General features: G+C 72.5%; 14 protein-coding genes. 5 read left to right on the forward strand and 9 right to left on the reverse strand.

Annotated features, from left to right (window positions below):
- Both ACFYY2_RS08550 and ACFYY2_RS08555 read right to left on the reverse strand, forming a co-directional pair.
- Positions 1–1,488 (reverse strand): sugar transferase, encoded by a 1,488-nt coding sequence (locus ACFYY2_RS08550; protein ID WP_388738897.1) that lies wholly within the window; start codon positions 1,486–1,488, stop codon positions 1–3.
- Positions 1,485–2,660 (reverse strand): glycosyltransferase family 4 protein, encoded by a 1,176-nt coding sequence (locus ACFYY2_RS08555; protein ID WP_388738900.1) that lies wholly within the window; start codon positions 2,658–2,660, stop codon positions 1,485–1,487. Before ACFYY2_RS08555 ends, ACFYY2_RS08550 begins: the two co-directional genes overlap by 4 nt.
- A gap of 594 nt (positions 2,661–3,254) precedes the next feature.
- Between ACFYY2_RS08555 and pgm the strand changes: the two genes are divergently transcribed.
- Positions 3,255–4,901 carry a phosphoglucomutase (alpha-D-glucose-1,6-bisphosphate-dependent) gene (gene pgm, locus ACFYY2_RS08560; protein ID WP_388738903.1) on the forward strand — a complete coding sequence of 549 codons (1,647 nt, stop codon included), beginning with the start codon at positions 3,255–3,257 and terminating at the stop codon, positions 4,899–4,901.
- Positions 4,902–4,981: 80 nt separating this feature from the next.
- Here the strand turns inward: pgm and rho are convergent, their stop codons facing one another.
- The 4 genes from rho to mutA all read right to left on the reverse strand — a co-directional run bounded on the left by rho (position 4,982) and on the right by mutA (position 11,701).
- Positions 4,982–6,121, reverse strand: a complete 1,140-nt coding sequence (gene rho / locus ACFYY2_RS08565) for a transcription termination factor Rho (RefSeq protein ID WP_388738906.1) — start codon at positions 6,119–6,121, stop codon at positions 4,982–4,984.
- A gap of 459 nt (positions 6,122–6,580) precedes the next feature.
- Positions 6,581–7,600 carry a methylmalonyl Co-A mutase-associated GTPase MeaB gene (gene meaB / locus ACFYY2_RS08570; protein ID WP_388738909.1) on the reverse strand — a complete coding sequence of 340 codons (1,020 nt, stop codon included), beginning with the start codon at positions 7,598–7,600 and terminating at the stop codon, positions 6,581–6,583.
- A 10-nt stretch (positions 7,601–7,610) separates the two neighbouring features.
- The gene (gene scpA, locus ACFYY2_RS08575; protein ID WP_388738911.1) at positions 7,611–9,845 is read right to left on the reverse strand and encodes a methylmalonyl-CoA mutase; all 2,235 of its coding nucleotides are present in this window, start codon (positions 9,843–9,845) and stop codon (positions 7,611–7,613) included.
- Complete coding sequence (mutA, locus tag ACFYY2_RS08580) at positions 9,845–11,701, reverse strand: methylmalonyl-CoA mutase small subunit (protein WP_388738913.1); 1,857 nt, start codon at positions 11,699–11,701, stop codon at positions 9,845–9,847. Before mutA ends, scpA begins: the two co-directional genes overlap by 1 nt.
- A 190-nt stretch (positions 11,702–11,891) precedes the next feature.
- Between mutA and ACFYY2_RS08585 the strand changes: the two genes are divergently transcribed.
- Entirely contained in the window at positions 11,892–12,386 is a 495-nt protein-coding gene (locus ACFYY2_RS08585; protein ID WP_388738915.1) for a DUF6325 family protein, read from the forward strand.
- 107 nt (positions 12,387–12,493) lie between these two features.
- Entirely contained in the window at positions 12,494–13,291 is a 798-nt protein-coding gene (locus ACFYY2_RS08590) for a tyrosine-protein phosphatase (RefSeq protein WP_388738917.1), read from the forward strand.
- A gap of 82 nt (positions 13,292–13,373) precedes the next feature.
- Here the strand turns inward: ACFYY2_RS08590 and ACFYY2_RS08595 are convergent, their stop codons facing one another.
- Complete coding sequence (locus ACFYY2_RS08595) at positions 13,374–14,009, reverse strand: hypothetical protein (protein ID WP_388738919.1); 636 nt, start codon at positions 14,007–14,009, stop codon at positions 13,374–13,376.
- Positions 14,006–14,590, reverse strand: coding sequence for a hypothetical protein (locus ACFYY2_RS08600; protein ID WP_388738922.1), 585 nt, complete (start codon positions 14,588–14,590; stop codon positions 14,006–14,008). The genes ACFYY2_RS08595 and ACFYY2_RS08600 overlap by 4 nt, the downstream gene beginning before the upstream one ends.
- 229 nt (positions 14,591–14,819) lie before the next feature.
- Here ACFYY2_RS08600 and ACFYY2_RS08605 point away from each other — a divergent pair, with 229 nt between their 5' ends.
- Positions 14,820–15,224, forward strand: a complete 405-nt coding sequence (locus ACFYY2_RS08605; protein ID WP_388738925.1) for a DUF1992 domain-containing protein — start codon at positions 14,820–14,822, stop codon at positions 15,222–15,224.
- A gap of 51 nt (positions 15,225–15,275) precedes the next feature.
- Positions 15,276–15,773: a GNAT family N-acetyltransferase gene (locus tag ACFYY2_RS08610; protein WP_388738927.1), complete on the forward strand. Its 498-nt coding sequence runs from the start codon at positions 15,276–15,278 to the stop codon at positions 15,771–15,773.
- A 60-nt stretch (positions 15,774–15,833) separates the two neighbouring features.
- Here ACFYY2_RS08610 and ACFYY2_RS08615 read toward each other — a convergent pair whose 3' ends face one another.
- Positions 15,834–16,220 (reverse strand): VOC family protein, encoded by a 387-nt coding sequence (locus ACFYY2_RS08615; RefSeq protein ID WP_388738930.1) that lies wholly within the window; start codon positions 16,218–16,220, stop codon positions 15,834–15,836.
- Positions 16,221–16,271: the final 51 nt, after the last annotated feature.

Below are 16,271 nucleotides of genomic sequence, written 5' to 3' on the forward strand. Positions count from 1 at the left end.
TCAGCTTCCTCCGAGCCGGAACACCGAGCCGGCCGTGCGCGCGAGCACGCACATGTCCTGCCACAGCGACCATGTCTCGATGTACCTGTTGTCGAACCGGGCCCGGTCCTCGATCGAGGTGTCGCCGCGCAGGCCGTTCACCTGCGCGAGTCCCGTGATGCCGACAGGCATCCGGTGGCGGGTCCGGTAGCCGGGATGCATCCGGCTGAACTGCTGGACGAAATAGGGGCGTTCGGGTCGCGGCCCGACCAGGCTCATGTCACCGCGCACCACGTTCCACAGCTGGGGGAGCTCGTCGAGCGACGTCCTGCGCAAGGTCCGGCCGACCCTGCTCATGCGCCGGTCCTCCGACACGTTCCACCGGGTGGCCGACTCGTGCGCGTCGGCGCGCAGGGTGCGGAACTTCAGGAGCACGAACGGCCGCCCGTTCCTGCCGATGCGCTCCTGGCGGAAGACGACCCCCGGCCCGTCGCAGACGCGTACGGCGAGGGCGCAGGCGGCCATGACGGGCGACGCGGCGATCAGCGCGACCGCGGCCAGGACGGCGTCCATGGCCCGCTTCAGGCGGTGGGCCACCGGGTGGTGCGGGCCGGTGTGCAGTGCGTGGGCGGCGAAACCCCACACGTGGTCCGGCCTGGGCCCCGTCCGGTAGCGGGCGACCGCTCCCTGATCGGTGATCAGCCACACCCGGCAGCCGTGCTTGGCGAAGAGCGCGAAGAGCTCCGCGCCGTCGGGCGCCGACTCGGGCGGAAGTGTGAACACGGCGTGCCGGACGGAGTTCTGGATGACCGCCCGGCTCGCGTCCTGCACCGAGGCGAGGGCGGGCAGCGGTACCTCTCCGGCCGGTGCGTCCTCCGCCGTGTCCGCGGCGGCGGCCGTGGCGCCCACCCGGCCCACCGGCCGCATGCCGTACCGCGGGTGCTCCCGGAGGACGGCGACGACCCGGTCGGCGAGCTGCCCGTCGCCGACCACCAGGGTGGACTGCGGATGGCGGGCGGCGGACCGCAGCCGGACCCGGTGGACGGCGGCGCGCGCACAGCAGGTCAGCAGGAGCTGCACGCCGAACGCGCAGGCCGGCGCCGCCCAGCCGGCGGAGTAGCGGGGATCGTAGGTGGTCAGTGCCTCGGCCGTGACGTACCACTGCACCAGGGCGAGACCGGTCAGCGCGGGCAGCTCCGCCAGGACCGAGGGGGACAGCCCGGTCCGGTACAGGCCCCGGTAGGCGTTCAGCAGCAGTTGGAGGGTGATCTGCAGCAGGAGGACGACCGGTGGCCACGGGCCGGGGGACACCAGGGCCACGGCCAGGCCGAGGGCGAGCCCGTCGGATGCCAGCAGGGCCGCGGGCGCCCGGCGGCGGCGGACACCGGCGGCGGCCTGCGCGGCCGGTGCGTCGTCACCGCCGCTCCGTGGCGGTCGTACTGCGGAAGCCGCGCTCCGTACGGCAGTTGCCTGGGCGGCTCGGGGAACAGGGGCACTCTCCGTCGTCATCGCTCGGTGCGCTTCCTCGTCGTGGGGCGGGACTTGCCGACAAGTTCGTGGTAGAGGTGCAGGACCGCCCCGGCGGTCTTCGTCACGTCGAAGACCGACCGTGTGCGGCTCTGCGCCGTCCGGCCCAGCTCCGCACGCAGCGCGGGGTCGGTCAGCAGGGCGGTCAGGGCCGCCGCGAGGGCCGCGGGGTCCTCGGGCGGCACGAGGCAGTGGGGCAGATGTCCGGCGGGCAGGCTCTCCCTGGCCCCGTCGACGTCGGACAGCAGGACGGGCGTGCCGCAGGCCATGGCTTCGAGGGGCGCCAGCGCCATCCCCTCCCACCGCGAGGGGAGTACGAGCAGATCCGCGGCCCGGATCCAGGGCCGCACGTCCGGGGTGGCCCCCGCGAACAGCACCCCGTCGGGTGCGGTGCGCCGCAGCTCCGGCGCGCAGGGCCCGTCGCCCACCAGGACGAGCCGTGCACCGGCCGTGCGCGCGATCCGCCAGGCCCGCAGCAGCACGTCCTGGCCCTTCTGCCGGCTCAGGCGCCCCACGCACACCACGAGAGGAGCGTCGGCCGGAACGTCTGCGAGGAGCGGGAGGCAGGCGCGGCCGCCCGGTGCGTCATCCGTGCCCGCGGGCACGAAGCGCCTCAGGTCGATGCCGTTGTGGATCACCGACCAGTGCGCCGCGATGCCCGCACGCTCGCCGGTGCGGCGTTCGGACTCGCTGACGCAGAGGATGCGGTCGCTCCAGCGGGCTCCGTACCGCTCCCAGGACTTCGCGAGACCGGCGGCCCGGCCCTCCAGGGCCTCGAACGACCAGGCGTGCGGCTGGAACACGGTCGGCACCCGGCCTCGCACGGCGAGGCGCCCGGCGAGCCCGGCCTTCGCGCTGTGGGCGTGGATCACATCAGGACGCCACGAGCGGATCAGCCGGCCCGCCGCGGACACCTCCCGGCTCAGCCGGGGCCCCGGAGCCCGCTCGGCGGGCCATTCGCACACCCGGGCACCCGCGGCGGCCGCTCCGGCCGTCAGTTCACCGCCCGGCGGGCAGGCCACGACGGGACGCAGTCCCGCACGGACCTGAGCCGCGACGAGGTCGGTCACGACCCTCGCGACTCCTCCCTCCACCGGCTGGACCAGATGAAGGACCGTCAGTCGGTCTTCCTCGGTGCAATTCTTCTGCAGCACGCACGGCTCTCTTTCACAAGCCCCCGACGAGCCGGTTCGGATAAACGCCGGCGGCAAGGAATGTGGCGGCGGAGATCAAGTGGGTAAAACCGAGACGCACTGTCGCAGACGCCGAACGGGAAAACGCGTACGACTCGCGCTCGTCGTCCCGTTGTTAGCCCTGTCGGGTCGTCGGATAAATTACCCCCGAATGCTGCGGCGTGTCAGATGAGGCAATAGGATTTTCTACCGGCTGCTGGCGCATGATTGCCGTGGTGTATGCCTCTGTTCGCATACCCGCGCCTCCCGGAAATCCCTTCGGTGAAGGCGCGGATCTCCACGCCCGCCGGGGCCCGGAATTCAGGTGACGGGTGCTTGCCCGCGCACGGGGACGACATCCGGTGAGGCGGCCGCGGTGCGGCGCACTCGCCGCAAGAACCGGCCGATCACGCCGAAGATGTCCTGCGGCCCGCCCGTTCCGTATGTACTGCTGGTCCCGTCCCGTCCCGTACCCGTACCCGGAGCGCGGCCGACGCGGGAGGATCGGGTACAACTCGTGATGATCGTCCATTCCCGGGCGGTCGGCGAGCGGCAGCCGAAGACAGAGGAGAAACGATGGTGCACGAACGGGCCGGCCAGCCGGCGCAGGCCGGCGATCTGGTGGACGTGGCGCGGCTGGTGACGGCCTACTACTCCGTCCACCCCGATCCGTCCGAGCCCGGCCAGCGAGTGGCGTTCGGAACCTCGGGCCACCGCGGCTCGGCCCTCAAGGCGGCGTTCAACGAGGACCACATCGCCGCCACCACCCAGGCCATCTGCGAGTACCGGCAACGTCAGGGCACCGACGGGCCGCTGTTCCTCGGCGCCGACACCCACGCACTGTCCGAACCCGCCCGGGTCACGGCCGTCGAGGTCCTCGCGGCCAACGGCGCGACCGTCCTGATCGACACGGACGACGGCTACACACCCACCCCGGCCGTCTCGCACGCGATCCTGACGTACAACCGCGACCGCACGGGCGGTCTCGCCGACGGCATCGTGGTCACCCCGTCGCACAATCCTCCGGGCGACGGCGGCTTCAAGTACAACCCGCCGCACGGCGGACCCGCCGGCTCGGACGCCACCTCGTGGATCCAGGACCGGGCCAACACCCTGATCGAGGGCGGGCTGAAGGAGGTCCGGCGGATCCCCTACGCCAGGGCGCTGGCTGCCGGGACCACGGGCCGCCACGACTTCCTGACCGGCTACGTCGACGACCTCCCGGCCGTGCTCGATCTGGACGCCGTGCGCGACGCCGGGATCAGGATCGGCGCCGACCCGCTGGGCGGCGCCTCGGTCGCCTACTGGGGGCGGATCGCGGAGCGGCACCGCCTCGACCTCACCGTCGTCAACCCGCTCGCCGACCCCACCTGGCGCTTCATGACGCTGGACTGGGACGGGAAGATCCGGATGGACTGCTCGTCGCCGTACGCCATGGCCTCCTTGATCGAGCAGCGCGACGCCTACACCATCGCCACGGGCAACGATGCCGACGCCGACCGGCACGGCATCGTCACGCCCGACGGCGGGCTGATGAACCCCAACCACTACCTGGCCGTGGCGATCCGCTACCTCTACTCGCACCGCGACGGCTGGCCGGCCGGTACCGGCGTCGGCAAGACACTGGTCTCCTCCTCCATGATCGACCGGGTCGCCGCCGACCTCGGACGGCAGCTCGTGGAGGTCCCGGTGGGCTTCAAGTGGTTCGTCGACGGGCTGTTCGGCGGCACCCTGGGCTTCGGCGGCGAGGAGTCGGCCGGCGCGTCCTTCCTGCGCCGCGACGGCCGGGTGTGGACGACGGACAAGGACGGAATCCTGCTCGCCCTGCTCGCCTCGGAGATCACCGCCGTCACCGGGTCCACGCCGTCGCAGCACTACGCCGAACTCACCGCGCGCTTCGGCGATCCCGCCTACGCCAGGGTCGACGCGCCCGCGACACGCGAGCAGAAGGCCGTGCTGGCCAAGCTCTCGCCCGAACAGGTCCGCGCGGACACGCTCGCCGGCGAGCCCATCACCGCCGTACTCACCGAGGCCCCGGGCAACGGCGCGGCGATCGGGGGGCTCAAGGTCTGCACCGACAGCGCCTGGTTCGCGGCACGGCCCTCGGGCACGGAGGACGTCTACAAGGTGTACGCGGAGAGCTTCCAGGGGCCCGGGCACCTCGCCACCGTCCAGGACGAGGCACGCGCCCTCGTCTCCGACGCACTGGGCTCCGCGGGCTGACCCGTCGGCGGCCCGGCCGGCCGGAGGGCGGACCCGGATCCCGGGCCGCCCTCCGTCGTGGCCCCCGTCCCGGCCCGGCGTCACGCACCGGGGACGGTGGCCTTCAGCTGCCGAAGGAGCGCCGCGTTGCCCGGGGTGGCCCTGATCCGCTGCAGGAGCGCTTCGTAGGCCGCCTGCGGGTCCCGCGTCCGCAGGGCCCGCCTGAGACCGCGTACGGCGGCCAGTTCCGCCGGGGGCAGCAGCAGTTCCTCCCGCCGGGTGCCCGAAGGGGTGACGTCGACGGCGGGGAAGACCCGCCTGTCCGCCAGTGCCCTGTCGAGGCGCAGCTCCATGTTGCCCGTGCTCTTGAGCTCCTCGAAGAAGTAGTCGTCGGCGCGCGAGCCGGTGTCCACCAGCACGGTCGCCAGGATGGTGAGCGAACCGCCCTCCTCGGCGAGGCGGGCGGCACCGAAGAGCTTCTTGGGGCCGACGAGAGCCGCGGCGTCCACGCCGCCGCTCAGCGTGCGGCCGCCGGCGCCCGCGTTCGTGTTGTGGGCGCGGCACAGCCGGGTGAGGGAGTCGAGGAGGACGACGACGTCCCGGCCCTGCTCGACGAGCCGCTTGGCGCGTTCCAGGGCGAGACCGGCCAGGGCGATGTGTTCCCCGGCCGGCCGGTCGAAGGTGGAGGCGTACACCTCGCCCCGCACGGACCGGCGCATGTCCGTGACCTCCTCGGGCCGTTCGTCCAGCAGGACCACCATCAGGTGGCACTCGGGGTGGTTGGCGGCGACGGCGGCGGCCACCTGCTGGAGCAGCACCGTCTTTCCCGTCCTCGGAGGCGCTACGACGAGTCCGCGCTGGCCCTTGCCGAGCGGCGCCACCAGGTCGATGATCCGCGGGGCGGGGCCGCCGTCCGGTGTCTCGAGGCGCAGCCGTTCACGCGGGTGCAGCGGCGTCAGGTCGCGGAAGTGCGGCCGCTCCCGCAGCTCGCGCGCGGGGCGTCCGTTCACCGACTCGACGCGGGACAGCGCCCGGGGACGTTCGCAGGTTCCCTCGACGACATCGCCCTTGCGCAGGCCGTACTGCCGGATCAGGGCGGGAGACACCCGGATGTCGTGGGGGGAGGGGTGGCCGCCGTCGGTACGCAGCACGCCGTGTCCGTTGTGCGTGGTGTCGAGGACACCGGCGGTCCGGACCGGCTGGTGCGGTGGGGCGACGGGGCGTTCGAGTGTGCTGGTCATGGTGGGTCCTTTCGCGGACATGGCGAATGTGGGGTCCGGCGAGGGCGGGGCGGAGGAAACACGCCTCGTGCGACGCGACGGGCGAAGACGCCCGGTCCGGACAGCTGAAGAAATGCAGAGAAGCTGGATCGCCGGTCGGAGAGGACGGGCGCAACAGCGGGAGATGGCACCGGCGCCGGATCCCGGCGTACACGCGTGCTGATCGGACGGTACCACGATCAGGGCACGGGGGGAAGGGTGCGGCGCGACGTGGGCGCCGTGAGGTGCGCGGGAAGGACCGGGCGTCGCGCACCCGGTCCCCTCGGGCCCGCCCCGCGCGAGGGGACGGCCGACGCGAGTGGGTGGCCTGAGGGGACGGCCCGAGGGGACACCGGGCGGTACGCACGTTGCTCCGGAGCCGGAGCCGGAGCCGGAGAGGGACCGCGAGCCGGCAGTGGGGCGCGCCGCCGGGGGCCTGCCTCAGGCCGTGTCCGCGCGCTCCCCGTCCGCCCGCTCGTCGCCCCGGAACGCCCGGAGGATCTGTTCGGCTGCCAGCGTGGCCGTCAACTCACCGGAACGGACCCGCTGTTCGAGATCCGGGGTGAGGGTGCGTACAGCGGGATGGCCGTGCAGGCTGTCCAGCAGCTCGTCACGGACCATGGTCCAGGTCCAGTCCACCTGCTGCTCGCGGCGCTTGGCCGCCAGCCGCCCGGTGGACTCCAGGAGCGTGCGGTGCTGCTCCAGCCGTTCCCACAACTCGCCCAGACCGGTCGACTCCCGGGCACTGCACGTCAGCACCGGGGGAGTCCAGGCAGCGTCCACCGGATGCATCAGCCGCAGCGCGCCCGCCAGTTCGCGCGCCGCGGAGCGGGCGTCGCGCTCGTGCGGGCCGTCCGCCTTGTTGACGGCGATCGCGTCGGCGAGCTCCAGCACGCCCTTCTTGATGCCCTGCAACTGATCGCCCGTACGGGCGAGGGTGAGCAGCAGGAAGGTGTCGACCATGTTGGCGACCGCCGTCTCCGACTGTCCCACCCCCACCGTCTCCACGAGCACGACGTCGTAGCCGGCGGCTTCCATGACGACGATGGACTCGCGCGTCGCCTTGGCCACGCCGCCGAGCGTCCCCGCGGTGGGCGAGGGGCGGACGAACGCGCGCGCGTCCACCGCCAGCCGTTCCATCCGGGTCTTGTCGCCCAGGATGGAACCCCCCGTACGGCCGGAGGAGGGGTCCACGGCCAGCACGGCGACCCGGTGGCCGAGACCGGTCAGCAGAGTGCCGAGCGCGTCGATGAACGTGGACTTCCCCACGCCCGGCACCCCGCTGACCCCGATCCGCCGGGCTCGCCCCGCATGCGGCAGCAACTCGCTCAGCAGGCGCTGGGCCAGCACCCGGTGATCGGGGCGGGCGGATTCCACGAGCGTGATCGCACGGGCCACGAACGCGCGTTTCCCGTCCAGCACGCCCTTGGCATACACGTCGATGTCGATCCTCGCGGCCACGGTCAACGGCTCACAGCTCGTGGCCGAGCGAGGCGGCGAGCCGCGTGACCAGGTCGTGCGCCGCGTCCGGGATCACCGTGCCGGGCGGGAACACCGCGGCCGCGCCCGCGTCGTGCAGCGCCTCCACGTCCTGGGGCGGGATCACCCCGCCGACCACGATCATGATGTCCTCCCGGCCCTCGGCCGCCAGCTCCTGCCGCAGTGCCGGGACGAGGGTGAGGTGCCCGGCCGCGAGGGACGAGACGCCCACGATGTGCACGTCCGCCTCGACGGCCTGACGGGCGACCTCGCCCGGCGTCTGGAAGAGCGGGCCCACGTCGACGTCGAAGCCCAGGTCGGCGAACGCGGTCGCGATCACCTTCTGGCCGCGGTCGTGGCCGTCCTGGCCCATCTTGGCGACGAGGATACGGGGACGCCGGCCCTCGGCCTCCTCGAAGTCGCCCACGAGGGTGCGGGTGCGGTCCACGGACGGGGACTCTCCTGCCTCTTTGCGGTACACCCCGGAGATCGTACGGATCTGGCCCGCGTGCCTTCCGTACACCTTCTCCAGCGCGTCCGAGATCTCTCCGACCGTGGCCATCGCCCGGGCGGCGTCGACGGCCAGCGCCAGGAGGTTGCCGTCGAGCCCCGGCCCCGGGTCCCGCCCCGCCGCCTCGGTCAGGGCGCGCAGCGCGTCCTGGCACGCGGCCTCGTCGCGTTCTTCGCGCAGCCGGCGCAGCTTCTCGATCTGCCGGGCTCGCACCGAGGAGTTGTCGACCGATCGCACGTCGATCTTCTCGTCGGTCTCCACCCGGTACTTGTTCACTCCGATGACCGGCTGGCGTCCGGCGTCGATCCGGGCCTGCGTGCGCGCGGCCGCCTCCTCGATCCGCAGCTTCGGGATGCCCGCGTCGATGGCCCTGGCCATTCCGCCCGCCGCCTCGACCTCCTCGATGTGCTGCCACGCCCGTCGCGCCAGGTCGTTCGTGAGCTTCTCGACGTACGCGCTGCCGCCCCAGGGGTCGATGACCCGGCAGGTCCCCGACTCCTGCTGCAGCAGCAGCTGGGTGTTGCGGGCGATGCGCGCGGAGAAGTCCGTGGGCAGGGCGAGCGCCTCGTCCAGCGCGTTCGTGTGCAGCGACTGGGTGTGGCCCTGGGTCGCGGCCATCGCCTCGACACACGTGCGCGTCACGTTGTTGAAGACGTCCTGCGCCGTCAGCGACCAGCCGGAGGTCTGCGAATGGGTGCGCAGCGAAAGCGACTTGGAGTTCTTCGGACCGAACTCCTTGACCAGCTTGGCCCACAGGAGGCGGGCGGCCCGCAGCTTCGCGATCTCCATGAAGAAGTTCATGCCGATCGCCCAGAAGAACGAGAGCCGAGGGGCGAAGGCGTCCACGTCCAGCCCCGCCGCCTGCCCCGCCCGCAGGTACTCCACCCCGTCGGCCAGGGTGTAGGCGAGCTCCAGATCGGCCGTCGCGCCGGCCTCCTGGATGTGGTAGCCGGAGATCGAGATGGAGTTGTAGCGCGGCATCTTCTGCGAGGTGAACGCGAAGATGTCGGAGATGATCCGCATCGACGGGCCGGGCGGATAGATGTAGGTGTTGCGGACCATGAACTCCTTGAGGATGTCGTTCTGGATGGTCCCGGCCAGCTTCTCGGGCGGCACGCCCTGTTCCTCGGCGGCCACGATGTACAGCGCGAGGACCGGCAGCACCGCGCCGTTCATCGTCATCGACACCGACATCCGGTCCAGCGGGATGCCGTCGAAGAGCTGACGCATGTCGTAGACCGAGTCGATCGCCACGCCCGCCATGCCGACGTCGCCCGTCACCCGGGGGTGGTCACTGTCGTAACCGCGGTGGGTGGGCAGGTCGAACGCGACGGACAGGCCCTTCTGCCCGGCCGCGAGGTTGCGCCGGTAGAAGGCGTTGGACTCCTCGGCGGTCGAGAAGCCGGCGTACTGACGGATCGTCCAGGGCTGGTTGACGTACATCGTCGGGTAGGGGCCCCGCAGATACGGTGCGATGCCCGGCCGGGTGTCCAGGAAGTCGAGGCCCTCCAGGTCCCGGCCGGTGTACAGCGGCTTGACCTCGATGCCCTCCGGGGTCTCCCAGCGGAGCTCCTCGTCGGACCGGCCGGCGGACTCCTTCACCGCGCTGCGCCAGCGGTCCTCGGACACCTCGGCCGGAGCGCCTCCGGTCAGGGGCACGCCGGAGAAGTCCGGCACCGCGGGCACACGGGCCCCGGTGGTCTCGGGGGTCTGCATCACGCCACTCCCATGCGGTCGAGTTCGGAGGAGAGGACGGCGACGACATCGCAGCCGGCGAAGACGTGGACGTCGGCGCCGGTGTACTCCCCGGGGCGTCCGGCCAGGAAGACCTGTTCGGCTCCGGCGTCCCTGAGGGCCGCGGCGACACCTTCGGCCTGCTCGGCGTAGAGGGCGTCCGTCGAGCAGAGGCAGGCGGTCGTCGCGCCGCTCGCGGCGAAGGCCGCGGCCGCCGTCGAGGCATCGACCGACACGGGGTCGTGGACGGGCTCGATGCCCCCCGACAGGAAGAGGTTCGCGGCGAACGACGCACGCGCCGTGTGCACCGAGGCGGGCCCGAGCGCGGCGATGAACACCTTGGGGCGTGCCCCCGTGGCGGCCAGATGGCGGTCCGACCGGGCGCGCAGCGCCTCGAACGCCTCGTCCCGCCTGACCCGCGGCAGCCCGCCGTGAGAGGGGGCCACGGGCGCCGGCTCACGCTCCACCGGCGGCTCCGCGAGGTTCGGGAACTCGCTGACCCCGGTCACGGGCTCCTTGCGCCGCGCCAGGTCCCTGCTCCGCGCCGCCCAGGTGGCGGCGATCCGCTCGCCGACCATGCCGGAGCGCAGCGCGGCGGCCTGGCCGCCCGCGCGCTCGACCTCCTGGAAGAACGACCAGGCTGCGGAGGCGAGTTCGTCCGTCAGCCGCTCGACGTACCACGAGCCGCCCGCGGGATCCGTCACCCGGGCCAGGTGCGACTCCTCCATCAGGATGGTGGAGGTGTTGCGGGCGATACGCCGGGCGAACGCGTCGGGCAGGCCCAGCGCGTGATCGAACGGCAGCACGGTGACGGACTCCGCTCCGCCGACGCCCGCGCCCAGGCAGGCCAGCGTCGTCCGCAGCATGTTCACCCAGGGATCACGGCGCGTCATCATCACGGACGAGGTCACCGCGTGCTGCCGCTGCGCCCCCGCGCCCGGTGCCCCGCAGACCTCGGCCACGCGCGACCACAGCCGCCGGGCGGCACGCAGCTTCGCGATCGTCAGGAACTGGTCGGCCGTCGCGGCATACCTGAACTCCATTTGTGCGCAGGCCTCTTCGACGGTGAGGCCGGACGCGGTCAGCGTCCTCAGATAGGCGACGCCCGTGGCCAGGGAGATCCCCAGCTCCTCGGCGGCCGATCCGCCCGCCTCGTGGTACGGCAGCGCGTCCACGACCATGGCCCGCAGGCCCGGGTACTCCCGGCCGCAGACCCCCGCCCAGTGGGCGGCCTCGTCCGTGTCCGGCTCGGCGCCCGTCCGGGCTGACTGCCCGAGCGGGTCCAGCCCGAGGCTGCCGCGGGCCGCGTCCTTGGCGACGCCCCGTGCCTCGTAGAGCGCGAGCAGCCCGGCCGCGGCCGGCCCGCTCGCGGAGCGCGCGTCGAGGACGACGGGCGCCAGGTCGAGATAGACGCCTTCCAGCGCCCGGGCGAGGTCCGGGACCGGTACGCCTCCCGGGCCGCCCACGGCAAGCCAGAGCGAGGTGACGCCGTTCTCCAGGTCGCCCAGCACCGCCTCGTTGAGGCGTACGGGGTCGGTGAGGGCGTGGTGCTGGCGCACGTCCCAGCCGTCCGTGGTGTTCCCCGTGGCCCTGCTGCCCCGGGTGAAGGGCGCGAAGCCGGGCAGACCGGGGTCGGCCGACGTGTCGTCGGAGGTGTACAGAGGGCGGGCGGTGAGCCCGTCCCCGAGTGCGGTGGACAGCGCTTCCTCGGCGGCCGTTCCCGTGACTTCCCTGCCGGACTTGCGCAGTACGCCTTCGACAAGGCTCTGCCACTGGTCGTGGGAGGGATCGGGGAATTCGGCGGCCAGAGAGAGCCCGTCAGCAGGCAGGACCGTCATGGTCAGATGCTAGGTCAGCACTCTGACGCGCAGCAGGGCCACAGGCTGTGACCTTGCACTCTCCGGAATGTGCGCAATTCTTTCGGTTGAGACGTGAATTAGTTCTGTTGCTGCGGAAGTTTCACAGTGCGTCACTTAATGCCCGAAGTTATGCTTTTGGCGACCCAGCACCGCAGGGGAAGGACGCATCGTGGACGTGGGACCCGTGGAGTACCTCGTCGTCACGTTTCCCGGCGCCCGATTCGCCGAGGCGATCGCGCCCGTACTCGCCGACGCCGTCGCGTCGGACGCGGTACGCATCCTCGATCTGGCGTTCGCCCGCAAGGGTGCGGGCGGCACGCTCCAGCTCGTGGAGCTGCGGGAGATGGACCCCCAGGGGCTGGTGTCGTTCGCACCGCCGGGTGACAGGTCGTCGGGCCTGCCGCGGCTCGCGGACCTCAGCGTGGTCGGAGGTCTGCCCGAGGGCAGTTCCGTCGCGCTGATCGTCTGGGAGGACCTCTGGTCCGTGCCCCTCACCCGAGCGGTCCAGGCCGCCGGCGGCCACCTCGTGGCGCACGAGCGCGTTCCCGCCGACGGCGGTGACGACGTCATCACGCTGCTCGAAAGGCTCGCCGAGCTCAGGAAGCAGGGTGTTCTCACCGACGCGGAGTTCGCGGCCCAGAAGACGAGGATTCTCGCCGACTGACACCCGGTCGGCCGATACGTCCGAGTCCCGCGTTCCCTTTGTCGATACGCGCACGCCGTGCGACGTTGATTCCGACCTGCAGTCTGTCGGGAAAGAGGCAGTTCATCGTGCAGACCGCCCGGGCCGTCCCCGCAGCCACCGTCGTCAACCTGCGCGATCTGGGCGGCATCGCCCTGGGCCGCGACCACCGCCTCCGCCAGGGGATCCTGCTGCGGTCCGGTCAGCTGAGCGACTTCGACGCGGAGCACGACATGGCGGTGGCCGCGCTCGGCATCCGCACGGTCGTCGATCTGCGCACCGCGGACGAGCGCCAGTGGGCCCCGGACCGGCTGCCTCCGGGCGCGAGGCTGTTCGTCGCCGACGTCCTCGGTGACAACCCGGGCGTGACCCCGGCCCGGCTCAGGGCCCTGCTGGGTGACCCGGACGGAGCAAGGGCCCTGCTCGGCGGGGGCAGGGCGGAGGAACTGTTCGCGCAGACCTACCGCAAGATGGTTCTCTCCCCGGGGGCTGCGGCCGCCTACCGCGCCTTCCTGGACACCGCCGCCGACCCCCGGGCGCGCCCGCTCCTCTTCCACTGCGCGACCGGCAAGGACCGCACGGGCTGGGCCACCGCGCTGCTGCTGATGCTGGCTGGCGCCTCCCGCGACGTCGTGCGCGCCGAGTTCCTCGCGGTGAACCGTGCGGTCAGGGCCGCCTTCGGTCCCGCGGTGCGCAGTTTCCTCGATGCCGGCGGTGACCCCTGCATCGCCTCCGCGGTCGTCGAGGCGAGGCCCCGGTACCTGGAGGCGGCCCTGGACGCCATGGACGAGCGGTGGGGAGGACTCGACGGTTACCTGGACAAGGCCCTGCGGCTGCCCCGCGCGGTGGCGGACCGCCTGCGCGCCGACCTCGCCGTACCTGCCTGACGGACCTCCCGCACACGCGGACCGGCCCGGTGCGGCGTCCGTCGGGACGCGCACCGGGCCGGTCCGCGCGGGGTGCACCCGCTCAGATCCTCAGCAGCTGCTCGCTGAGGTCGCGATAGCGCTGGAGCGCTATCCGCAGCTCCTCCGTCTGCGCCTCGGTGTCCTGCTCCTGCCAGCCGGCCCGCAGGACCCGCCGGCGTTCGGTGAGGGCGTCGGTCAGGCCGGAGACGATCTGGTCGAACGTGCTGTCCGCCTCCTCGACCGCGCGCCGGGGGCTCTCGACGAAGTCGGTGACCGCCTGCCGCATGCGCTGGGACAGCTTGTCCTGGTCGTCCCGCGACATCAGCGGCCGGTCGGTGCCGTGATCCTCGTGGTGGCCGGTCCGCTCGTCCGAGGGCCTGCCGGACGCCTTCCGCGGCTCGGCCGGAGCGCCGAGACCGTCGCGGGTCGCATCCTTCACCGACCGGTCTCTGCCGTCGCCCGTCGTGGTGCCCGCCAGGGTGTCCGGTGCGGTTTCCGGTGCGCGCCGCTCCCCGGTCGCGGGTTCACGTGTGGCTCCGGGCGTGAGCCCCGTCCCGGTCGCGGGTTCGCGCGCCGTCGCGGGATCGCGGGTGGTGCCGGCTCCGGCCGCGGTCTCACGGGTGGTGCCGGGTGCCGTCGTGCGCCGCGGCTCCGTGGGGGCGGCGGGCTCTGTCCTGGGGTCGCTGTGGTCGGTCATGCCGTGGCACTGCCTTTCGTCTCGGTTCGGTCCGCCCGGTCCGTCCGGGCCCGCTCGTCCGGCGCGTCCGCGAGAAGTACGTCGAAGAGCGCCCTGGACTCGACCAGGGCCTTCCGCATCTCCTCCGTACCGCCCTGGCCGCGTACCGCCGTGTGCACCCTGCGGTAGCCGTCCACCTCTTCGGCGTGATGGACGGAGAGGGCGGCCGTCTGCTCCTCGAAGCCGCCGCCGTCCGGGAAACCCCGGTCGTGGGCCAGCCGTGCGAGAAGCGCGTCGGCCTCGACGACCGCGTCCCTGGGGGAGTCGATGAACTTCTCCTGCACCTCGGCCCAGCGGCGGACGTAGGTCTCGCGTGCTCCGGGTGCGAGCGGCTGCTCGGACAGTGAGCCGTGCAGCTTCACCCGCTCGGACAGCTCGTGCTCCGCCGCCCTGGTGTCGCCGTCGTGGCGGGCCACGGTGCGCTCGTACTCGGGCCCGAACCGACGCCGCAGGCCAGGTCCGCCGGTCCGCCGGCCGCGGACGAGGAGGAAGGCCGCCGCCGCCACCAGGACGACGACGGCGATGATCACCACGGTTGTCATGATGTGTGCCCCCGCCGGTCCGCGGTCGGTGCGTCCTGCTCTTCCACTCTCGTCAACCCCTTCCGGAATCGGGCCCGGCCGGGTGTTCCCCCGGGCTCCGTGCACCAGCCGTGTTACCCCCCGGGCGACTTTCAAGCAGGCGGATCCCGTTAACCTGGAAGAGGTGGCTCCCGGGCGGCCCTCGGCCGAACGCCGGGCGGTCCGGCAGGACTTCGGAGAGAGGTGTCCGGTGACCGAGCGCAAACCCGCTGGTGTCAGCTTCGAGACGTGGGTGGACAGGCAGGTCCGCGAGGCCGAGCAGCGCGGCGACTTCGCCGGTCTGCCCGGGCTGGGCAAGCCGATTCCCGGTCTCGAGAGGCCGTACGACGCGGAGTGGTGGATCAAGGCCAAGATGCAGCGCGAGGGCCTGTCGGTGCTGCCGCCGTCCCTCGCCCTGCGCAAGGCCGCCGAGGACGCCCGGCACGAGGCGCTGCACGCACGGTCCGAGGCCGAGGTGCGTCGCGTCCTGGCGGAGATGAACGAGACGATTCGCGCCGCGCTGGCCAGGCCCCCCGAGGGGCCCCCGCTGAACCTGAAGCCGTTCGACATCGACGCGGTGGTCGAGGAGTGGCGGGCGGGGCGGCAGCGGACCTGAGGGCGAGGTGGGCCGGGCTGCCGGGCTGCCGGGTTGCGTAATACTCGCTTTATGAGATCGCGCATTACGGCCCGGCGGAGCGAGGTGCGGATCAGGCGTGCCGTCGCGCGGGACGCGAGACGGCTGACCCGCCTGGTGACCTCCTCGCGCGCCTACGAGGGCCCGTACGCACCCATGGTCGCGGGGTACAGGGTCGGCCCCGACTACATCGAGGCGCACGGTGTCCACGTGGCCGTCGACGAGGACGACCGGGTCCTCGGTTTCTACTCGCTGATCATGTCCCCGCCCGAACTCGACCTGATGTTCGTGGCCGACGACGCCCAGGGGCACGGCATCGGGCGCCTCCTCGCCGGGCACCTGCGCGAGGAGGCGCGCCGGGCCGGTCTGGCGGACGTACGCGTCGTCGCCCACCCGCCGGCCGAGGGCTTCTACCGCAGTGTGGGCGCGGAACGCACCGGTACTGTCGCGGCCCGGCCGCCCGCGGTGATGTGGGACCGGCCGGACATGGTCTTCCGGATCGGTGACGGGTGTGAAGGGGAACGGCCCTGAGCCGGGCCCGGCGCGGCCACCCCGCCGGGCCCACCCGGCCGGCCCCGGCGACGGAGGGGTCTAGGACCAGCCGCCGTACGGACGGGTGATGAGTTCCAGTCCGTGCCCGCTGGGGTCCGGGAAGTAGACCCCGCGCCCGCCGTCATTGTGGTTGATCTCGCCCCGGTGCTTCTTGTGCGGGTCCGCGTAGTACTCGACGCCCCGCTCCCTGATGCGGTCGAAGGCCGTGTCGAACTCCGCCTCCGAGATCAGGAACGCGTAGTGCTGCACGGTGATCGACTCGGCGGGAACGGTCGCGAAGTCCAGCGTGACGCCGTTCGCGAGGACGACCGGAATGAAGGGTCCCCATTCGGTTCCGGTGGTGAGGTCCAGGATGTGGGCCAGGAAATCGGCGGACTCCCGGTTGTCCCGGCAGTGGACGATGGTGTGGTTCAACTCGACTGACACTGTGGAATGCCTCCAACAGGCATCTCACGGGCTACCTCCACGCCTCACCCG

The sequence above is a fragment of the Streptomyces sp. NPDC001822 genome, assembly GCF_042892135.1.
In the GTDB taxonomy this organism is placed as follows: Bacteria; Actinomycetota; Actinomycetes; order Streptomycetales; family Streptomycetaceae; genus Streptomyces.